Raw genomic sequence first — 14,754 nt, forward strand, 5'->3', positions numbered from 1 at the left:
TAGCATCCCTCCAATAGAGAATACACATTTTACACGTACTTTATTTCATTAGCCTCATATGGTATCAGATAGCCATATCGATTATTCTTTTGATATGGTATTCATTTGTTTCGACACCCAATTGAGTACATAGGTATTCATTTAGTCTGAGGAATTCTGGGATCATACGTCTCAACGTTTTAATAATTTCATTTGAATTGCGGCCACAATCCCAACTTTCCAACAGGGATAACTGCTTTCCAGCTAACTTACTTCTATTGCCCTCAATTTTTGTCCATACTCCATAGGGAACATCTAAATGCTCTTCCATTTCCATATACCAACCAGACACAATCAGCCACCGTATCCTATCAAGATTGGATAGTGCATAAAGCATTTCTCTTCTCATAACGGCCCTGTAGGTTTCATGGACAAATGCAAGCAGCTTTCCTCTCCAATGCTCAACTTCATCAGGTGTAGGTTTATACACTTTCTCTGCCGATTCTTTTATAATAGGACTCATAATATTAAAAGGATCATAGATGACTTCTACCTCTTTTAACCAAATGGAGGGAACAATTTCCTCAGGTGCATGATACCAGCTATCAACTTTTACAAAGGTATTATAATGAGTGACGACATACGGTGAATAAGGATTGCAGTCTTCGTGAAATGAAACATCTCCCCAATTATTGGCTCTATCCCTTTTTCCCTTTAAAAATTCTGCTTTACGTTTTGGATTAACAATGGTGTGCAAATCTATATCGGAGTATTGATCATCGTTTCCTTTTGCTAATGAACCAGCAATGTAAATAGCCCAAACATCAGGATCTGCCGATAAATCTTTTAATGCATTTTCCAAAAGAATATCGCGTTGTTCCGGTAAAAATGCATCTCTTTCTATATGGTTGCTAACGAATCCCACACACAAGACCATCTCCTTTTTTTGTAAAACCGTCAAAGTAATATATATTCGTGAATCAGAATAAAATCCCTTTAGCAGAATTGCCGTGTCAGAGATATATACTGCTTTTTACCTCCTTGTTTTCTTTGCTGAGTACCTCTTTACCGGGCGACTATCCTCATTCTCGCCTATGTGGTATTATTTTGAATATTAAGTTAAAAGGAGGCATCATTTCATGTTATTTGCAAATACTCCCGAACCGCCCTATTATGCTTGCATTTTCACTTCGCAAAGAAGCGATAAGGATGCCGCAAGCTATAATTCAACCGCGGAATTCATGGATGAACTTGCCGCTCAACAAGATGGCTATTTAGGAGTCGAAAGCGTAAGAGATCAAAACGGGTTAGGAATTACCGTATCCTATTGGAAGTCCTTGGATGCCATAAAGCTTTGGAAGGAAAATGCCGCTCACAAAAAGGCACAAGAAAAAGGTATGAAAGATTGGTACTCGTCATACACCACCCGAATTTGTAAGGTTGAAAGAGATTATACAAGCAAATGAGTAAACTAAGATTTATGAATATATAGTTATAAAAAAAACCGCTCTACTATTTTGGATTTTAAATTCGAACGTTGATTTTCATTCCAGGCACTCGCTTTCCGCGGGCGGTCCGGGAGCCTCCTCGGCGCTCTTCGCGCCTGTGGAGTCTCCCTTGGACGCGCTTTTCCCGCAGGAGTCTCGTACCTTCCATTTCAATCAACTAGATTTTTTTTCACTTTAGGATGTTCATCCAAAACCATGTTCAAGACTAATTCCCATTATGAATTTTTACTGTTTTGTGAAACACTTATTAAATTCGACAATTTCACCATACCCTTGGAGAGTAACTTTCAGATACCAAAGCCGCTTGCGGTTAGAACTTTTTTTAACTGAAATCAAACTAGTTTTCCATTGAGTTTGTCTTCAGATCGCTAAAATCCCAATTGGTAATTATCCCTTTCAGTAAAATCGTAAAAGGGCTTCGGGATGAGTGCATTCCGAAATCCACTTTTGTCGACAAACAGGGACCGCTTCTTAAACGATCTTCATAATGAATTAATTAAAAGGAAATGCCGTTAAGATCTTCCTTTATGAGTGAGTACATGTATAAATCATCGAATTTGCCACGGGTAAATTCATAATGCCTAAGAAGTCCTTCTCTTCTAAATCCTTGTTTTTCCACTAGTTTTTGGGATGGGTGATTATCAGGTTCAATTAAAGCTTCAATCCTTTCCAGGTGAAAGTGGCGATAACCATACATAACAACGGCTTCCAATGTTTCACTCGCAATGCCTTTTCCCCAATGGTCTTTACTTAATTCATATCCAATTTCAGCACGATGGTGTTTGGTTACCATATTCAGATAACCACAACTTCCTATAACCTTACCGGAATCTTTTAATGTAATTCCCCATCTAATTCCCGAACCTTTTTCGAAAATAGATTCATACCACTTAATTTCATCCCATACATCATTTACTGTCTCGAATGGATCTAACCCCATTGGCTTCACCACATCTTTATCAGATAGATATTTGAACATGTCACCCGCATCTTCCAGTGTCACTTCCCTTAATATCAATCGTTTGGTTTCAATAACCGGAAATACCTTCACCATTCAATTTCCCCCCTCCAAACTCCCATTTCCATATTTAACTATTTAATCATTACCTAATTAAAGTCGATAATCAACGCATTATTGCTTAAAAATTAATGTTAATAACTAAAAGGCGTCCCTACTTTCGTAGAAACGCCTTTTTTCGTTTACTTCATTATTTTCGGTTCCTTTACTGCTGAGATCATTAAAAACATGGGCCTTCGATTTTCATCTTTCATTTCAGGAACAATTTTTAACATGTCATCAGAAGGCATCGGTTCCTTTACTACCTTAATGCTGAACAAAAATTCAATATGAGGCAAAAAAAAAAACAGCCATTAATATTGTTGTCTTTTAATTTAACAACAATAAATAGGCAGCCCTGTTTTGTTGTCCATCATTGTCCATATAGGACCCTTCCCACCTTTTGTACATAGTCTGAAAGGGTAAACAAAAAAAGGAGGATTTCTTGAATGTATAATTACACTTACTACCCTAATAATGTGCATTATTATATAGATGGAGAACGAATACCTGGCCCGGGCGGCGGTCAATGGGACGGACACGGTGGCGGTCATGGCGGCGGTCAATGGGACGGACACGGTGGTGGTCATGGCGGCGGTCAATGGGACGGACACGGTGGCGGTCATGGCGGCGGTCAATGGGGCGGACACGGTGGCGGTCATGGCGGCGGTCAATGGGGCGGACACGGTGGCGGTCATGGCGGCGGTCATTGGGAACACGGACAATGGATTCCACGCTGTAGGAGAGTATGGGTTCCCGGATTTGGTTGGAATTGGATTTGTAGATGGTGAAAAAAAGACAGCTTATGCTGTCTCAGTTTGTAGACAAAAGGGGTTCGGAATTAAAAAATTCCGACCCCTTTTTGAAATTCCTTTGAATTTTCGCCTAAAGTTAAGAGATTGGGGCTCAACGAGCCCACTATGTTAGGCCATTTTTGGACCTCGCCATGTCCCATTGGCCATCTTCTTTAAATGAATGGCAGCGAAAGTAAGCATCGCCTGCATCGACAATTTTTTAAGTCCCCTTAAAGGAGTCCAACGCATACACGCTCAATCGTTTCTTTACGTTTTGCATATATAGGTTTTGCATCTTAATGACGACGCAGATGATCTGCTTCTTCCACATGTGTTTGCCAGATATGCCGCGTCGCAACTTTTTGACAGTCCTTGCTTTTCACTTCATTATTTTCGGTTCCTTTACTGCTGAGATCATTAAAAACATGGGCCTTCGATTTTCATCTTTCATTTCAGGAACACTTTTTAACATGTCATCAGAAGGCATTGGTTCCTTTACTGCCTTTATGCTGAAACCTGCACCAATCAAGTCATTCATATATGTTGAAATCGTTCGATGATACTTTACTACGTTTTCGGTTAAGAAGGTTGTTTCTCTTACACCTTCGTACTGATAGTTGTCAACTGGCCAATGCAGATGATTGCCGTGGTCATCGTCATACCAAGCTTGTTCGTTGCGAGAAGTAAAGATTGGATGTTCAACCGAGAAAACAAAAGTGCCTCCAGGCTTTAAACAATCATGGACCTTTTTGCAGATTGCCTCATATGACTTAATGTAATGAAAAGCCAATGAACTGATAACGACATCAAATTCAGATCCGGAAAAATCGATATCTTCAATCGGCATTTTAATATATGAAATACAAGGGTCATCCGTTTTTTCACGTGCTCTTTGAAGCATATTGTCGGAAATATCCACACCAACGACGGAACTTGCCTGTTGTTCTCGGGCAAATCGGCAATGCCAGCCGAAACCGCAGCCCAAATCAAGTACCGTTTTATTACGTAGATTTGGCATTAGCTCTTTTAATACATGCCATTCTCCGGCAGCTTCGAGTCCTTTGACTGATCGTGGCATTTGCTCATACGCAGAAAAGAAATTTGCATCATCATATTTGTTTTGTTTCATAACTCATACATCTCCTATAATTCAAGATAGCCTCCTAAGATTAATACCACATCTATTACAGGAGGCTACCTATCTCCTTCTCACCATTTTTTTCACCTCATTATCTTGATGGATCACTGTCCTAATACTAACACATTGCTTGTTTTCCTACCCTCCCACCTAAAGAACAAAATACTTCAAATTATTGTTATCCTTGATTTCAAATTTAGGCATTAGGCCTTATCTCCTAATGTCTTTTTTAGTAATAAGTCTTTTTTACTCATCCTTAATAAGTTATCGAGAAGATAAGCAAACTATACCTTATTGCAGCTTATACGGAATCTCCCCTACCTAGGCTTATTTCTCAAAAATTACCCAGGTAGTAAGTAAAGAATACATGTTTAACCATTATTCTTAAATTGCTTAATCTAATTTAAAGGGGTGAATATATTATGAGAATGAAAAAAGCATTTATAGGTCTCTCACTCTTATGTATGATTGTTCCTGGTATTGCCAAGTCAGCCGATTCTTTAAATTCCGTTGCTGAAAATGATCGGAGCAGTATCGTTGCAAATTGGAAATTCACAAAACAACATGTTAAAAGCGGTTCAATCGATAAAGGTAATTTAATTATAGAAGATACAAGCAAACATGGAAATGATTTAGAGTTAGTGACGATAGGGGATCCTGCCTCGCCCGAATTAAAAAAAATGTTGAAATGGTCTGAAGAAGATTATTACGCTCAGGATAAAGTTGATAGCTTGAAATTCGCCAATTACGAAAACGCCCCTGCAGGAAGATATTTTAAAACCATACGGGATGCACCTATCAATTCAGAGAATTTCGATAGGGGTTTTACCATTGAATTGGTATTTAAGATGCCAAGGAAACCCAAAAGTGCCATGGGGCTTTTTTCAAGACAAGGACAGGCGGCAGATCTTAATAAAATGGAAGGTGAGAAAAAAATCCTTTCTGCTTTATCTATATCCAGTGATCAAAAATTGCACTGGACAAGCCATCCATCCAATTTGAACTATAATGTAAGCAATTGGTCTCGTTCTTTAAATGCTGGTGAATGGTACCATTTGGCAGTCGTTAATGATGGTAGCACAACGACTCTAACTTTAAATGGCGTTAGTGATTATGGAGAATCAGAAAAGGCCATAGGTATTGCAGCATTAAAAGGTAAAGGCTGGAATATCGGTGCAACAGAGTGGGGAAATAAGTTGGATGCGCTTTTCGGAGGGAATATCCAGGAAATACGAATTGCCAACAAGGCATTAACTGAAAAAGAATGGCTAGTACAGGATGCTCGTGACGATGAACCCTTTGAAGGATCAAACAAGTCCTTCCCCATTCTAACGAATAAGAAGAATTACAATTTCCTCTTTATTCCAGATACACAGAAATATTCAAGCCAAAATCCTGAGATTTTCAATAGTCAAATGAACTGGATATCCAATAACACCAAGAAGAACAATATTATCATGAATACATTTGTTGGGGACATTGTCGATAGTGATTCAGAAAAACAATGGCAGAATTCGCTCAGAGCCATATCCCTTTTGGATAAAAAGGAAATTCCATATATGATGGCGGCTGGGAATCATGACTATGCTGCCGGAGATCCTTTTTTAACACATTATGGGCCACAGCGTTTTATGAATAAAAACTACTATAAGGGGTCGGCTCCCTCTGGATATAGCTCATATGCAATCGCTAAGGCAGGGAGTTATGAATACTTAGTTTTAATCGTGGATATGAAAAATCTCCATAAGGACTTGGAATGGTCAAAAAAAGTTCTGGAACGGCATAAAGATAAACCGACAATCCTCGTCTCACATGATATTATTTTTCCGAAAGTTAAAGATGATAAAACCATTGCCGCCGATTCGTCCAATGGCCGGCTGATATGGGATGAACTTGTAACGAACCATAATCAAGTGTTCATGACGGTTAATGGACATTTTTATGGGATAGCGCATCGGGTAAAACAAAACTCAGCAGGAAATGATGTCATTCAAATGCTGGTCAATTACCAAACGAATTATCGAGGGGGAAATGGCTGGCTAAGGCTTGTAGAATTTGATGAAAAGAAAAATGTATTATTATTCCGTACTTATTCCCCATATGTTGACGGAATGACTAGGAAAGAAAAGTCCTATATTGATTATAAATTTTTAACAGGTGAAAATAATTCATTTAAATTGGAATGGGACTTTAAACATAGATTTAATTTCAGGTAATGAACAGGTCGGAAAAATCCAATTCCCCAGGTGTATCTGATTAACCTCATCAACCTGGGTGAATTCCTTTTATTAGGATGCCCTCCTATGTGTTGAGTCGTCCAAGAAGGATATACGTTCATTCATGATGATCTGGGATGCTGCTATTTTTTCTAGTTTTCATGCTGCTTTTTTCACCACTGATTTATACTTTCCGAAACCATTAACGACAAGGACCCCCAATATCGCAATACTGCCGCCAATGACTGAAAGGGTACTAGGTACTTCCCGCAGCCAAACCCAAGCGACGAAAATGGCAATCACAGGTTCAATGTACAACAAACTGGAAACGGAACTGGCTTTTCCTAATGATAAAGCGACTGCCCAAGTTACATAACCGATGGCCGCAGGGAAAATACCAACAAAAATCGCTGATAAATGACCTTCCAAAGTAGCATGTTGAATTTCTTGAAATAGCCCAGGAAAAAATATAAAAAAGGGTATTGTACCGATCCATGTGAAATAAGCTGTCAATTCAATCGGATTATAACGGCTAAACAGTGGCTTTTGGAAAACAAAAAACACCGCAGAAGCAATAGCTGACATCAGTACTAAAAAAGCTCCTTCAGAAATAGTCAGGGAAGGTCCTGCGGTACCTAATGTTATTAAGGTGATCCCTGTGAATCCAATTCCCAAACCAATCCATCCGTATAGTCCGAGGTGTTCTTTTAAAACGAACGCAGCAATGATCGCGATGAAGACAGGTGCTGAACCGATCAGCATTCCAGCCGTTCCCGCCGAAACCGTTTGTTCCCCGAATGTCACCCCGATATGGTAAATACTAATGCCAATAAATGCAAGGATCGAAATCCTCAACAAATCCTCTTTTTTCGGGAGTCGAAATTTCACCCCAGGCCAGAGAGCATAAAGGATAAAAACTCCTGATGCTATAAGATAACGAACAAGTACCAAATGACCGGCTGAATATCCGCCATGTAAGCTTGCACGAATAGCAGCGAATGTAGAGCCCCAAATAATAACTGTTATAGATGCCAATAAAAATGCCTTTGTGTTCAAAACCTATTCCTCCCAACCATCCCTATAAATTGAAGGTATCATGGATACGTGAGAACTTCAATAAAATTTCTATCTCGCTGTGAAGTGTTACAGTAAAATAACGAATTTAAGTACATTCTGAGTTGTAACCATCGCTGAAGAAATTCTATTCCATTTGGGATTGGATTTGAGAGCTTTGTTAAAAGATGGATCAGGTTTGAAAAGCATACTAAACAAAATAGTTATATAGTCAAAACAAGTTGATTGGAGCGGATGTGCGAGACTCCTGCGGGAAAAGCGTTTCCAGAGAGGCCCCGAAGGCGCAATTGCGCTGAGGGCGGACTGCCTGCGGAAAGGGAGCGGATTTCTGAAATCGTCTGAAACGTCTTTTAAATAAAAAAGCTGTAGCCAAACTCTCTTTTTATGTTTTTTTTATTGTTTTATGAATACGTTATTGGATTGAAGAAATTTGCGACACTCCTGCCGAATTACTGGCTAGGCCAAGACACCGCAGACGCTTGCGTCGAGGAGGCTTGGCAGGCAGTCGGCGGAAAGGGAGCGGATTTCTGAAATCGACTGAAACGTCTTTCAAATAAAAAAGCTGTAGCCAAACTCTCTTTTTATGTTTTTTTTATTGTTTTATGAATACGTTATTGGATTGAAGAAATTTGCGACACTCCTGCCGAATTACTGGCTAGCCGAGACACCGCAGACGCTAGGCGAGGAGGCTTGGCAGGCAGTCGGCGGAAAGGGAGCGAATTTCTGAAATCAACTGGAACGTTTTTTAATAAAAAAAACGCAGCCAAACTCGATTCGAGTTTGGCTACAGTTTAGTTGATTGGAATGGAAGGTACGAGACTCCTGCGGGAAAAGCGAGGCCAAGGGAGACCCCACAGGCGCAAATAGCGCCGAGGAGGCTCCCGGACAGCCCGCGGAAAGCGAGTGCCTGGAATGGAAATCAACGTTCAAACCGCGGACAAACTCGATTTTCATTGAGTTTGGATACAGAATTAATTTAATTAACTATTTTCAGGTTTCCAAGATGAAAAGCGTCTTTCAATAATGCCTAATAATGAAGTAAGAATGATTCCCGTAATCGTAATGACTAACACGCCAACAAACATGCGATCTGTTTGTAGATTTTGACCATTGCTTGTCAATTGGTATCCGATACCAGCTGTCGAAGCGAATAATTCACCTACAACCACTGCAATTAATCCTTGACCTATACCTAAGCGAATACCGTTTAAAAGGAATGGTACCGTCGAAGGCAATGCAATTGTTTTAAAAATTTGAAATTCACTTGCACTAAATGTCCTTGCTGCTTTTATTAAGTTTTGATCTAATGTTAACATAGCTTTTTGAGCGCTCATCACTATTGGAAAGAAGGCCATCAAAAATACGATAACAATTTTTGATGCTGGCCCTATTCCGAATGCAATGATGATCACTGGTAATAGTGCTACTTTAGGAGTTACATATAATCCTGAAATGAAAGGGTTAACCACTGCATTAAAGGTAGAGTTCCAACCTGATAACACACCTATTGGGATTCCAATAAGTATGGCTAAAACAAAGCCTGAAACAAATTCGTAACCACTTACCTTCATATTTTCCCAAAAGGAAACTTCTTGGACCATTAAAACTGCCGCTTGTGCAATTTCAATTGGTGAGCTTATGAACAATGGATTTATCCATTCATTTTGAGAGGCAGTTTCCCAAAGCAACAGGAATAGTAAAACAGAAGCAACACTGATAAAAAATGACTTTTTTTCTTTTTTCATTTTCTTCGCCTTTTTTATCTTTTGCTTTGATTGTGTAAGTTCTATCATACCCTTCGTCATAGTGTTCTCCTTTCACATTAATTATTTCTCTTTATTATCGAAACCTTGTTTAGAAGACTCCTGTTCAATAATGGACCAAATATGATCTACAAACTCTAAAAATTCCGGGCTGCGCTTCACATGGAGATCTCTTGGTCTAGGTATATCAACATCAACAACCTCCACTACACGTCCTGGTCTTGCCCCAAAAACAAAAACTCTATCAGCTAAAAATACCGCTTCATCAATTTGGTGTGTAATGAAAAGACTTGTCTTTTTTGTCTCATCCCATATTCTAAGTAACTCACCTTGCATAAATTCCCTAGTTTGTGCGTCCAATGCCGAAAATGGTTCATCCAATAATATTAATGATGGGTTTACCGTTAATGCCCGAGCCAAGTTTACCCGTTGCTGCATCCCACCTGACAATTCATGTGGATAATGATTTTCATAACCTTTTAAACCGACCATTTCAATAAATTCTTTGGCCTCTTTCTTTTTCTCTGCGGTTATTTGCTTTAACAGTTCAACTCCATAAAGAACATTTTCCAAAACAGTTCTCCAAGGTAATAGACTCGGGTTTTGAAAAACCATTGCCCTGTCCTTGCCGGGACCATCAATTTTTTGCTGATCTAATAGTATTTCTCCCTTACTTGGCTTTAGCAATCCAACTACAGTATTTAAAAAAGTGGTTTTTCCACAGCCGCTCGGCCCAACAATACATATAAATTCACCATCTTTAATGTTTAAATTTATATTCTGCAGGGCAATCACTTCTGCACCAGTTTTGTTATTTACGTAAGTAACATCTAAAAAACGAGTAGACAATTTAAAGTTTTCCAGTTGTGCATTTTCCATCTACCTATCATCTCCTTTCCATTCTAATTATTTTTTAAAAGCCTCTTCTATATAACTATTTGTCCAAATAACATCTTCAGTTGTATCCTGTTTAGTAGAAACGCCTGATATCTTGCCAAATTCAACTAATGGATCCTGGGCATTATCCCAAGCTTCTTGATTCATTTCCCCATAGCCTTTAAAAGTGTTTTTCAATCCGATTAATGATTCCTCTAGAATATCAACATCTATTCCATCAAAATAAGATTCGATCGATTCGGCTGCCTCTCTTGGGTTATTACGTGTGAATTCCATACCTTTCCCTATTGCCCGAACTACTTTCAATGATGTTTCATGATTTTCTTCTAAGTATTCTTTTTTAGCAAATACAGCTTCCCAAACCATATTCCCATACATTGGCTCTTCACTTGTATTGATTACAATGTCTCCTATATCTTTACTTTCCGCTTGTAAACCCATTGGGGGTGATGCTATTCCCCCGTCAACAATCCCCTCCTGCATACCGCCAATCTTCGATCCATCTCCTGCTAATTTGACGGTTTTAAGAGTATTGGGATCAACTCCATGCATTTGCATTAAATGACGGGTGTATACGTCTCCAGAATCTCCAACAAGGTTTGTACCAATAGTTGCGCCTTTCAATGAAGCCACTCTATCTTCAAGTGATGAGTCTTTAGAAACATTCTTTTTCTTTTGATATTGTTTAGAGAGTGTAATTTGATAGGTTAGCGCAGAATTTAAAGATTGAATTGCCAATAAATCTTCACCTTTGTCAAGAGGAGTAAACATACTTCGAGGACCCGAGACCGCAAACTGAGCTTCGCCTGATAATACAGAAGCGATTACTTGTGCTCCTCCACCACCAGAAACAATCTCAGCTTCAATTCCTTCCTTTTCAAAAAAACCTTGCTCTATTGCTACATACAATGGGGCAACCGACAATAATCGTGCAGGTTCCGTAAAAGTAAGCTTAACCGCTTTTCCTCCTGAATTCCCTTTGTTTTCTGTAGTTGTTTCGTCACTTGGACCGCATGCAGATACTATTAACACCAAACAAAGCAGAACGAACGCCAATTTATTCTTAAACATATTACTTACCTCCCTAAATCAAATATTTTTAACATTTAATTCACTAACTAACTATATTCCTCCTCTATTTTAGTTTTATATACAAAACATAATTTCATATACATATCAATTCTAAATCAGCTGTCCCTTATGGGTCAATCGTAATTTTGGAATATTTAGATAATTAAGCAAATTACTGCACAAAAAAACACTCATTAAAATCATGAGTGCCCTTTAACTCTTGAGATGCAATTTTCTGCCAAATAAAGAAAAAAACTTAATGCTTCAGCAATTTAAAAAAGATTGCAGTATAAGAATCGAAGTCAGTACTAGAATATGTTTTTGTTAAGGTTACCCCATTATACACATAATCCCACATTGTATCATCATTAGAACCATCGCTGGGTACTTGCACTGTACAAATGCCCTTGATTCCCCAGTCGATTTCATTAACATCCTTCAAGCCTGCTATTGGATCAATGAAGAGGATATTAAATTTCCCCTGTATCATTTCAGACAAGACGGATGGTAATTCCACTGCTTCGTGAACGGAAATTGCCCCCACCTAACGAATTAAGATGGAATTGCCATTTGACATTATTTCAATATACTTATTTATTCGGTAATTGAGTTTTTCAAGCAGGGTAAAGATGAGTCCAATCTTGATTAGGTATCATAGAGAAATCATGAACTGAAATAACATTATAATAGGTATCTTCCAATAAAATGCGCTTTTTGCTGCTTGCCGCACTCATCTGAAAAAACCACTTCTCCATCATCAAGATAAAAAGCGATGCCATCTACCTGCTTCATATTCTTAAGATCCATAAATCCGACAAATCTGTTCTTCAATATTCTGCTTACATCCGGGAGCGAATTAAATTCAACCCAATCAAGGGGAAATGAAGACCGCCTTAAATTAAGGGAAGGTCCACACCAACTGCCAAGGCTAATGATTACATCATAAGATCCTTTTATATCTTATAATTTCAATTCAGTCATCCGCTCTACTAATTTCCCTATTTCACCGAGGTAACTAATTTTATTGCCAGTCTTTTTCACTTTGTTCTGGAATTATATACACAATCCAGCCATAACGAATTTTCAGTTCTTCAGCCATTATTTCGGCAGTTTCTTTATCCGGAAATGTGCCTGTTATTAAGCGGAAACGGTTATTTTCCGGGTTAATTATTTTTTCTCTCATAGCTTGTACCTCCTTTTTTATATCCTATGAAGCTTCATGGAAATCTGTATAGTACTTAATAGATTACTAACAGCCCTTTTTATGTACATGAAAAATAAAAAAATCCTAACTTTGATAAAGTGGACTTGTTGGGAACTTGGGGGATTATTGGAAATGCAAAAGAAAATTATGGAGAAGTGAATGACTATCTAAATATTGTCCCCTTTCCACCTTTTATTGTAGGGTCAATAATCTTTTTCTACCTCCTCAATCGCTTGATTATATCACCCACTTCAAAAGCAAGATGCCTAAGCCCTCTTGCTTCAGGATAAGTTGGACAATTGGGCTGTAAGAAAAAAGAGAACAATTCCGGCTGATATTCCCCTCCGACTATTTGGGGTACCGGTATGATCTTAAACGAGAAGCTATGAAACTCAAAAGAGTTTTTCAATAGGGTGGTGAGTCAAATATTCAAAGTCATTACTTTCTTCTTATTGAAAAATATCTCAATTTATGTCAATTGAAACCAAATTATGAGTTTGTTATCTTAGTTAATGAACCGGTTCATGACTAGTTTATGTATGAATATTAGTCACAATAAAAGGAGAGATGAAACCATGACACAAGTACGTAACTCAACAAGCGCAGTGGAGCAGTATGCTAATCTCATCCCCATGAGTGAAATTGCTTCGAACGCAGATCAATTATTTCCTTTTCCAATCTTTAATAGTTTACGACAAAAAACTCCTGTAAGGTACGACGAGGCTCGAAGCTGCTGGGATGTATTTCGATATGAGGACGTTCATTATATTCTAAAAAATCCAAAACTGTTTTCATCGGAACGAGGGTCTGGAACTCTTCAAGGAAGCATTTTGACAATGGACCCTCCTAGACACACAAAAATGAGAAACTTAGTGAACAAGGCATTCACTCCTAAAGCAGTGAAGGATTTAAAAAATAAAATCGAAGAGGTGACACTTTACCTTCTCGATCAAGTTAATGAGAAGGGGACTATGGATCTCGTTCATAACCTTGCTGGTCCGTTGCCTGTCATAATAATTGCCGAATTATTGGGGGTCCCTGCTAAGGATCGGGATCTTTTTAAAACCTATTCTGATGTTCTCGTGGCAGGCGCCAAAGATAATTCAAATGAAGCCTTTCAAAGAATGGCACAGAAACGTAAGGAAGGAAGTGAGTTTCTTAAAGAATATTTCAAAAAAATAATTTTAGAGAGAAAAGTAAATCCAGAAGAAGATTTAATTTCACTATTATTAGCAGCAAAAATTGATGGGGAAAAATTAACAGAAGAAGAGGTACTATCTTTCTGTGTTTTATTATTAGTTGCGGGAAATGAAACAACAACTAATTTGATTACAAATGCCGTACGCTATATGACAGAAGATAAAAACATTCAAGAACAAGCTAGGACAAATCTGCCTTTAATACCAAAATTGGTTGAAGAAACACTACGCTTTTATCCTCCAATACAGGCAATTGGCCGTGTTACAAAGGAACAAGTCAAAGTTGGGGGCAAAACAATCCAAAAGGGGGAACAAGTAATTTGCTGGGTCGCTTCGGCAAACCGGGATGAACAAAAGTTTGCAGAGCCTAATCGGTTCACATTAGAAAGGAAATTAAATCCTCATTTGAGTTTCGGGTTTGGTATTCATTTTTGTTTAGGTGCCCCGCTTGCACGTCTAGAAGCAGAAGTAGCTCTCGTGACACTATTAAGTACATTTGCAAAATTGGAAGATGTAAAAGGGACTGAGCTGGAGGCGATTCCAAGTCCGTTCGTTTTTGGAGTGAAAGAACTTCCTTTAAAATTCACAAGACAATGAGCCTTGCTGCCTGAGAATATATAGATTAGGTAATACAAAAAACTATCAATAACAAAAAATGAATTTTTAATAACCTCAATGAAAAAGAAGTATATTAAAATTACGACCTTTTAAAATTGAATATTTGGAAAGCATTTATTGGAGAAGATATTAAATCCTACATTTATCCAGTTATTAAAAATTCCATTGTACTAGGTTGAAAAAAACTTAATATATAATACGGATTTCATGACATAAAAAATACAGAAACAAAAATG

Annotated in this window: 15 protein-coding genes and 3 pseudogenes; 5 read left to right on the plus strand and 13 right to left on the minus strand. The window is 38.2% G+C overall.

Annotation, left to right across the window (positions count from 1 at the left end; translation table 11 throughout):
- Positions 1–64: 64 nt before the first annotated feature.
- Positions 65–940 (minus strand): hypothetical protein, encoded by an 876-nt coding sequence (locus AC2YHV_RS21935; RefSeq protein ID WP_487374146.1) that lies wholly within the window; start codon positions 938–940, stop codon positions 65–67.
- Between the two features lie 178 nt (positions 941–1,118).
- Between AC2YHV_RS21935 and AC2YHV_RS21940 the strand changes: the two genes are divergently transcribed.
- The gene (locus AC2YHV_RS21940) at positions 1,119–1,445 is read left to right on the plus strand and encodes an antibiotic biosynthesis monooxygenase family protein (RefSeq protein WP_063576684.1); all 327 of its coding nucleotides are present in this window, start codon (positions 1,119–1,121) and stop codon (positions 1,443–1,445) included.
- A gap of 538 nt (positions 1,446–1,983) precedes the next feature.
- Here the strand turns inward: AC2YHV_RS21940 and AC2YHV_RS21945 are convergent.
- Positions 1,984–2,538, minus strand: a complete 555-nt coding sequence (locus tag AC2YHV_RS21945; protein WP_487374169.1) for a GNAT family N-acetyltransferase — start codon at positions 2,536–2,538, stop codon at positions 1,984–1,986.
- A 455-nt stretch (positions 2,539–2,993) separates the two neighbouring features.
- Here AC2YHV_RS21945 and AC2YHV_RS21950 point away from each other — a divergent pair, with 455 nt between their 5' ends.
- Entirely contained in the window at positions 2,994–3,335 is a 342-nt protein-coding gene (locus AC2YHV_RS21950; protein ID WP_487374147.1) for a hypothetical protein, read from the plus strand.
- Between the two features lie 132 nt (positions 3,336–3,467).
- On the opposite strand, the pseudogene AC2YHV_RS21955 reads toward AC2YHV_RS21950, so the two are convergent.
- Together AC2YHV_RS21955 and AC2YHV_RS21960 are read right to left on the minus strand one after the other, a co-directional pair.
- Positions 3,468–3,718 (minus strand): annotated as a pseudogene (locus AC2YHV_RS21955) (transposase); the annotation flags it as partial.
- Positions 3,718–4,467: a class I SAM-dependent methyltransferase gene (locus tag AC2YHV_RS21960; protein WP_095680039.1), complete on the minus strand. Its 750-nt coding sequence runs from the start codon at positions 4,465–4,467 to the stop codon at positions 3,718–3,720. The gene AC2YHV_RS21960 and the pseudogene AC2YHV_RS21955, both read right to left, overlap by 1 nt.
- 431 nt (positions 4,468–4,898) lie before the next feature.
- Between AC2YHV_RS21960 and AC2YHV_RS21965 the strand changes: the two genes are divergently transcribed.
- Positions 4,899–6,692, plus strand: coding sequence for a laminin G domain-containing metallophosphoesterase family protein (locus AC2YHV_RS21965; protein ID WP_487374148.1), 1,794 nt, complete (start codon positions 4,899–4,901; stop codon positions 6,690–6,692).
- Between the two features lie 159 nt (positions 6,693–6,851).
- Here AC2YHV_RS21965 and AC2YHV_RS21970 read toward each other — a convergent pair whose 3' ends face one another.
- Positions 6,852–7,748, minus strand: a complete 897-nt coding sequence (locus AC2YHV_RS21970) for a DMT family transporter (RefSeq protein WP_487374149.1) — start codon at positions 7,746–7,748, stop codon at positions 6,852–6,854.
- Positions 7,749–8,361: 613 nt separating this feature from the next.
- Here AC2YHV_RS21970 and AC2YHV_RS21975 point away from each other — a divergent pair.
- The gene (locus tag AC2YHV_RS21975; RefSeq protein WP_400449807.1) at positions 8,362–8,493 is read left to right on the plus strand and encodes a hypothetical protein; all 132 of its coding nucleotides are present in this window, start codon (positions 8,362–8,364) and stop codon (positions 8,491–8,493) included.
- A 253-nt stretch (positions 8,494–8,746) separates the two neighbouring features.
- On the opposite strand, the gene AC2YHV_RS21980 is transcribed toward AC2YHV_RS21975, so the two are convergent.
- From AC2YHV_RS21980 to AC2YHV_RS22015, 8 genes and pseudogenes are all read right to left on the minus strand, one after another.
- Positions 8,747–9,571 (minus strand): ABC transporter permease, encoded by an 825-nt coding sequence (locus AC2YHV_RS21980; protein ID WP_063576689.1) that lies wholly within the window; start codon positions 9,569–9,571, stop codon positions 8,747–8,749.
- Between the two features lie 21 nt (positions 9,572–9,592).
- Positions 9,593–10,408 (minus strand): ABC transporter ATP-binding protein, encoded by an 816-nt coding sequence (locus tag AC2YHV_RS21985; protein WP_063576690.1) that lies wholly within the window; start codon positions 10,406–10,408, stop codon positions 9,593–9,595.
- 27 nt (positions 10,409–10,435) lie between these two features.
- Positions 10,436–11,497 (minus strand): ABC transporter substrate-binding protein, encoded by a 1,062-nt coding sequence (locus tag AC2YHV_RS21990; protein WP_057276164.1) that lies wholly within the window; start codon positions 11,495–11,497, stop codon positions 10,436–10,438.
- A 256-nt stretch (positions 11,498–11,753) separates the two neighbouring features.
- Complete coding sequence (locus tag AC2YHV_RS21995; RefSeq protein WP_487374150.1) at positions 11,754–11,996, minus strand: hypothetical protein; 243 nt, start codon at positions 11,994–11,996, stop codon at positions 11,754–11,756.
- Positions 11,997–12,178: 182 nt separating this feature from the next.
- Positions 12,179–12,328, minus strand: a complete 150-nt coding sequence (locus AC2YHV_RS22000) for a hypothetical protein (protein ID WP_231892199.1) — start codon at positions 12,326–12,328, stop codon at positions 12,179–12,181.
- Between the two features lie 15 nt (positions 12,329–12,343).
- Positions 12,344–12,454: pseudogene (locus AC2YHV_RS22005) on the minus strand (DUF1796 family putative cysteine peptidase); the annotation flags it as partial.
- 64 nt (positions 12,455–12,518) lie between these two features.
- Positions 12,519–12,680, minus strand: a complete 162-nt coding sequence (locus tag AC2YHV_RS22010) for a hypothetical protein (RefSeq protein ID WP_170956404.1) — start codon at positions 12,678–12,680, stop codon at positions 12,519–12,521.
- 259 nt (positions 12,681–12,939) lie between these two features.
- Positions 12,940–13,050, minus strand: a pseudogene (locus AC2YHV_RS22015) (VOC family protein); the annotation flags it as partial.
- 226 nt (positions 13,051–13,276) lie between these two features.
- Between AC2YHV_RS22015 and AC2YHV_RS22020 the strand changes: the two are divergent.
- A complete protein-coding gene (locus AC2YHV_RS22020; RefSeq protein ID WP_430026099.1) occupies positions 13,277–14,497 on the plus strand; it encodes a cytochrome P450 in 1,221 nt (406 codons plus the stop codon).
- Positions 14,498–14,754: the final 257 nt, after the last annotated feature.

The organism is Peribacillus sp. SRI_006, assembly GCF_057586375.1.